The organism is Streptomyces sp. NPDC006283 (genome assembly GCF_040613325.1).
GTDB lineage: Bacteria > Actinomycetota > Actinomycetes > Streptomycetales > Streptomycetaceae > Streptomyces.
The window spans coordinates 1-3,884 of the sequence record NZ_JBEXRZ010000361.1 but is presented as its reverse complement, the minus strand read 5'-3'; the positions used below and the strand labels follow the sequence as shown (position 1 = coordinate 3,884).

Genomic DNA, 3,884 nt, shown 5'->3' with positions numbered 1-3,884 from the left:
CGGTCTGCACGGCCGTGCGTGCCTGGGCCCTGGCCCATCCGCACGAGTACGCCCTGATCTACGGCTCTCCCGTCCCCGGCTACACCGCGCCCAGGCGCGGGTGACCCTCCGAGCGGTCCGAACGGGCAGATCAGCCCGACTCCACCTCCGAGCGGTCACCGCCCCAGAGAGTGTGGAACGACCCCTCACGGTCGGTCCGCCGGTAGGTGTGCGCGCCGAAGAAGTCGCGCTGGCCCTGTGTCAGTGCGGCGGGCAGCCGCTCCGCCCGCAGGGCGTCGTAGTAGGCGAGCGCCGCGGAGAAGCCCGGCGTGGGGACGCCCTGACGGGCGGCCGTCGCCACGACCTCGCGCCAGTCGTCCTGCGCCGCGCCGATCTCCTCTGCGAACTGCTTGTCGGCCAGCAGGCTCGGCAGATCGTGCCGCTCGTCGTACGCCCCGCGGATACGGTCGAGGAACGCCGCCCGGATGATGCAACCGGCCCGCCAGATCGCGGCCACCGAACCGGCGTCCACGCCCCAGTCGTAGGCCTCACTGCCTGCCTGGACCTGGTGGAAGCCCTGCGTGTACGACACGATCTTGGACGCGTAGAGCGCCTGTTCCACCTGGTCCGCGAACCGGCCCGCTTCCTGCTCGCCGAGCGGCGTCGGCTGCGGCCCGGGGAGCGCGCGCGAGGCGTCCCGCAGGTCCGCATGGCCCGACAGTGAGCGCGCGAAGACCGCCTCGGCGATTCCCGACACCGGCACCCCCAGGTCCAGCGCGATCTGCACCGTCCAGCGGCCCGTGCCCTTCTGCTCCGCCTGGTCCATGACGACGTCGACGAACGGCTTGCCCGTCGCCGCGTCCGTGTGCGCGAGCACTTCCGCGGTGATCTCGATGAGGTACGAGTCGAGCCGGCCGGTGTTCCAGGTGCGGAAGGTCTCCGCGATCTGCTCCGGGGAGTAACCCGCGACGGCGCGCAGCAGGTGGTAGGCCTCCGCGATGAGCTGCATGTCGGCGTACTCGATGCCGTTGTGCACCATCTTCACGAAGTGGCCCGCGCCGTCCGGTCCGACGTGCGTGACGCAGGGCGTGCCGTCGGGGGCCTTGGCCGCGATCTTCTCCAGCAGCGGGCCGAGGGAGGCGTACGACTCGGCGGAGCCGCCCGGCATGATGCTCGGCCCGTGCAGCGCGCCCTCCTCGCCGCCGGAGATGCCCACGCCCACGAAGTGGATTCCGCGCTCCCGCAGCTCCTTCTCGCGGCGCCGGGTGTCGGCGAAGTGGGCGTTGCCGCCGTCGATGATGACGTCGCCCTCCTCGAGCAGCGGCGCGAACTCCTCGATCACCGCGTCCGTCGCCTCGCCCGCCTTGACCATGATGACCAGGCGGCGCGGGCGTTCCAGCGCCGCGACGAACTCCTCCGCCGACTCGGCGGCGACGAATGTGCCCTCGTGGCCGAACTCCTCCACCAGAGCGCGGGTCTTCGCGGCCGTACGGTTGTGCACGGCCACCGTGAAGCCGTTGCGGGCGAAGTTACGAGCGAGATTGCGGCCCATCACCGCGAGACCCGTGACGCCGATCCGAGCTGTTCCACTCATGCGTGTGCTCCTGGAAGTCTAGGAATATGCCGCCCCTACGGATACGTATGGGCGGAGCAGGCCATTCATCGATCCTCAAGCCGTACGGAAGCTTCCGCACCCGGTCATTCTCCGCCCGCGGACCCGGTTCGGGCTCAGCCGGGGTACCAAGCGGGTACGGCCCGGGGCGCCGGAAGGTCCGGCACCCGACGTGACCAGGGACGACAGCACCGCGGATACGGGCACGGACGGGCACAGCACATGCCGCGAAGAAGCTGGTCGAGCGGCCTGCTCCCGCATGGCGGCCTCCGCCGACGAACGCGACCGGCCCGGCGGCTGGGACGTCGTCATCGACGCGACCGGCAACGCGCAGGCCATCCAGGACGGACTGGGACGCGTGGCCAAGGGCGGCACGTTCCTGCAGTTCGGAGTCTCCGACGACGCGACCACGGCCGTCATCGAGCCGTACCGCATCTACAACCAGGAGATCACCATCACCGGCTCCGGACCCCGCCGGTCGAGGCTCCGGCCGCGGCCCGTGGAGGTGGTCAACACCGTCGGCGCCGGGGACGCCTTCATGGCCGGTGTCCTCGGGTGGCTCGCCTCCGCGTCCTGGCGGCTGGACCTGTCGTGTGCCGAGACCGGGGCCATTCGGGCCCACGCCTCGCAGGTGGCCGCGTCCGTCCGCGCACAGGCCGGTACCGAGCCGGCCGTGGTGGCCCAGGCCTGACCGGGGCCGCCACGGCGGACGCCGGTGTCCCCACCCGCACCGACCGGTGGGGGCGCGGCTTGGTTTTCGGCGTGACTCAGGGGTGACGAAGGCTCCGGCGAGGCCGGGGTATCTTGCGTGCAGGAAAGGAGCACCATGGCGGAACGCAACGGACGTACAGTGCGTGACCTGCGGCGGGGCAACCGAGCCCGGGTCCTGCAACGACTGTACTTCGACGGCCCGTTGAGCCGCCACGAGCTCGGACCGGTCACCGGACTGAGCTCGGGCTCCATCAGCAACGTCGTCGCCGAGCTCGTCGCCGAAGGCGTCCTCGAGGAGGCCGGCAGCGTCGAATCCGACGGCGGCAGGCCCCGCACGCTCCTGCGCGTCGCCCCGGCGAGCGGACTGCTCATCGGCATCGACATCGGCGAGACCCGCGTACGTGTCGAGCTCTTCGACCTCTCGCTCACGGAGCTGGCCCGCGCCGAACGGCTGCTCGCCCAGCACGGCTACGACGTCGACCGCATCGTCGCCCACGTCCGCGACTGCGTCACCGACGTCCTGCGGGCGGCCGGTGCCGACCCCGGCAGGCTCCTCGGCATCGGTATCGGCGTGCCCGGCCTCATCGAGCGGTCCGTGGCCGCAGGCGGAGCCGTCGTCCACGGCCAGACCATCGGCTGGAGCGGTGTCCCGCTCGAGCGGATACTGCGCGACACCGTCGAAATCCCGCCGGAAGTACCGCTGTTCGTCGACAACGGCGCGAAGACCCTGGGGCAGGCGGAGATGTGGTTCGGCGGCGGGCGAGGCGCGGCCACCGCCGCCGTCGCGCTCATCGGCTCCGGCGTCGGCGCGTGCGTCGTCCACTCCGCCACGCCCGACGAGAACGCCCGCACCAGCGCCCTCGAATGGGGCCACACGACCGTACACATCCGTGGGCGACGCTGCCGCTGCGGCTCCCTGGGCTGCCTCGAGGCGTACGCCGGTGCGGAAGCGCTCCGGGAGCGCTGGCGGGAGGCGGGCGGGCCGTCGGCGGCCGACGCGGACGACGAGACGGCGCTGGCGGCGCTGCTGGCGGCGGCCTATCCCGCCCCGGGGGCGGACGAGGAGGCAGGCGACCCCGTGGCGCTCTCCCTCCTCGGGGACACGGCCGAGTACCTGGGCGCGGCCGTCGCGGACCTGATCAACCTCTTCCGACCCGAGCGCATCCTGCTCGGCGGATGGGCGGGACTGCTGCTCGGTCCGCACCTCCTCCCCGAAGTGCGCCGCCACGCAACCGAGTACGCCCTCCACCATGCCGCGTCGCGCACGACGATCGAGCTGGGCAGGCTGGGGGCGGACGCGGTGACGGTGGGCGCGGCGACGCTTCCCCTCTCCGACTTCCTCACCCGCGGCGGCTCACGCCCCCCGAAGGCGTGACCTCGGGGGCGCTGCCCATACCTGCGGGGCCTGTCCTCGCCACAGCCGCGAGCCCACGGGCCGGGCCCGGAACGGGAATCAGCCACCCTCCAACAGAAGCCTTGTCACTGCCCCACGAACGCCCATAAGTTGGCCGATTGCGACAGACCAAGCGCGTTCGTCCAGGTGATGGACGGTGCCGCCGACGCACCGGACTGGGCGGCGAGC

The 3,884-nt window shown here is 72.2% G+C and carries 2 protein-coding genes and 2 pseudogenes; 3 read left to right on the top strand and 1 reads right to left on the bottom strand.

All coding sequences use genetic code 11. From position 1 onward, the window contains the following. Nucleotides 1-95 (top strand): annotated as a pseudogene (locus ABZ070_RS35875) (TetR-like C-terminal domain-containing protein); the annotation flags it as partial. A gap of 35 nt (nucleotides 96-130) precedes the next feature. Here the strand turns inward: ABZ070_RS35875 and gndA are convergent. Continuing rightward, nucleotides 131-1,573: an NADP-dependent phosphogluconate dehydrogenase gene (gene gndA / locus ABZ070_RS35870; RefSeq protein WP_356640229.1), complete on the bottom strand. Its 1,443-nt coding sequence runs from the start codon at nucleotides 1,571-1,573 to the stop codon at nucleotides 131-133. A 280-nt stretch (nucleotides 1,574-1,853) separates the two neighbouring features. Here gndA and ABZ070_RS35865 point away from each other — a divergent pair. Next, nucleotides 1,854-2,282, top strand: a pseudogene (locus ABZ070_RS35865) (PfkB family carbohydrate kinase); the annotation flags it as partial. 135 nt (nucleotides 2,283-2,417) lie between these two features. Continuing rightward, nucleotides 2,418-3,677 (top strand): ROK family transcriptional regulator, encoded by a 1,260-nt coding sequence (locus ABZ070_RS35860; protein WP_356640227.1) that lies wholly within the window; start codon nucleotides 2,418-2,420, stop codon nucleotides 3,675-3,677. The last annotated feature ends 207 nt before the right edge of the window (nucleotides 3,678-3,884 follow it).

Bases quoted from the DNA above. Each gene is read 5' to 3' on its own strand.
- ABZ070_RS35860 (WP_356640227.1), top strand. From the start codon at position 2,418: ATGGCGGAACGCAACGGACGTACAGTGCGTGACCTGCGGCGGGGCAAC.
- gndA (WP_356640229.1), bottom strand. From the start codon at position 1,573: ATGAGTGGAACAGCTCGGATCGGCGTCACGGGTCTCGCGGTGATGGGC.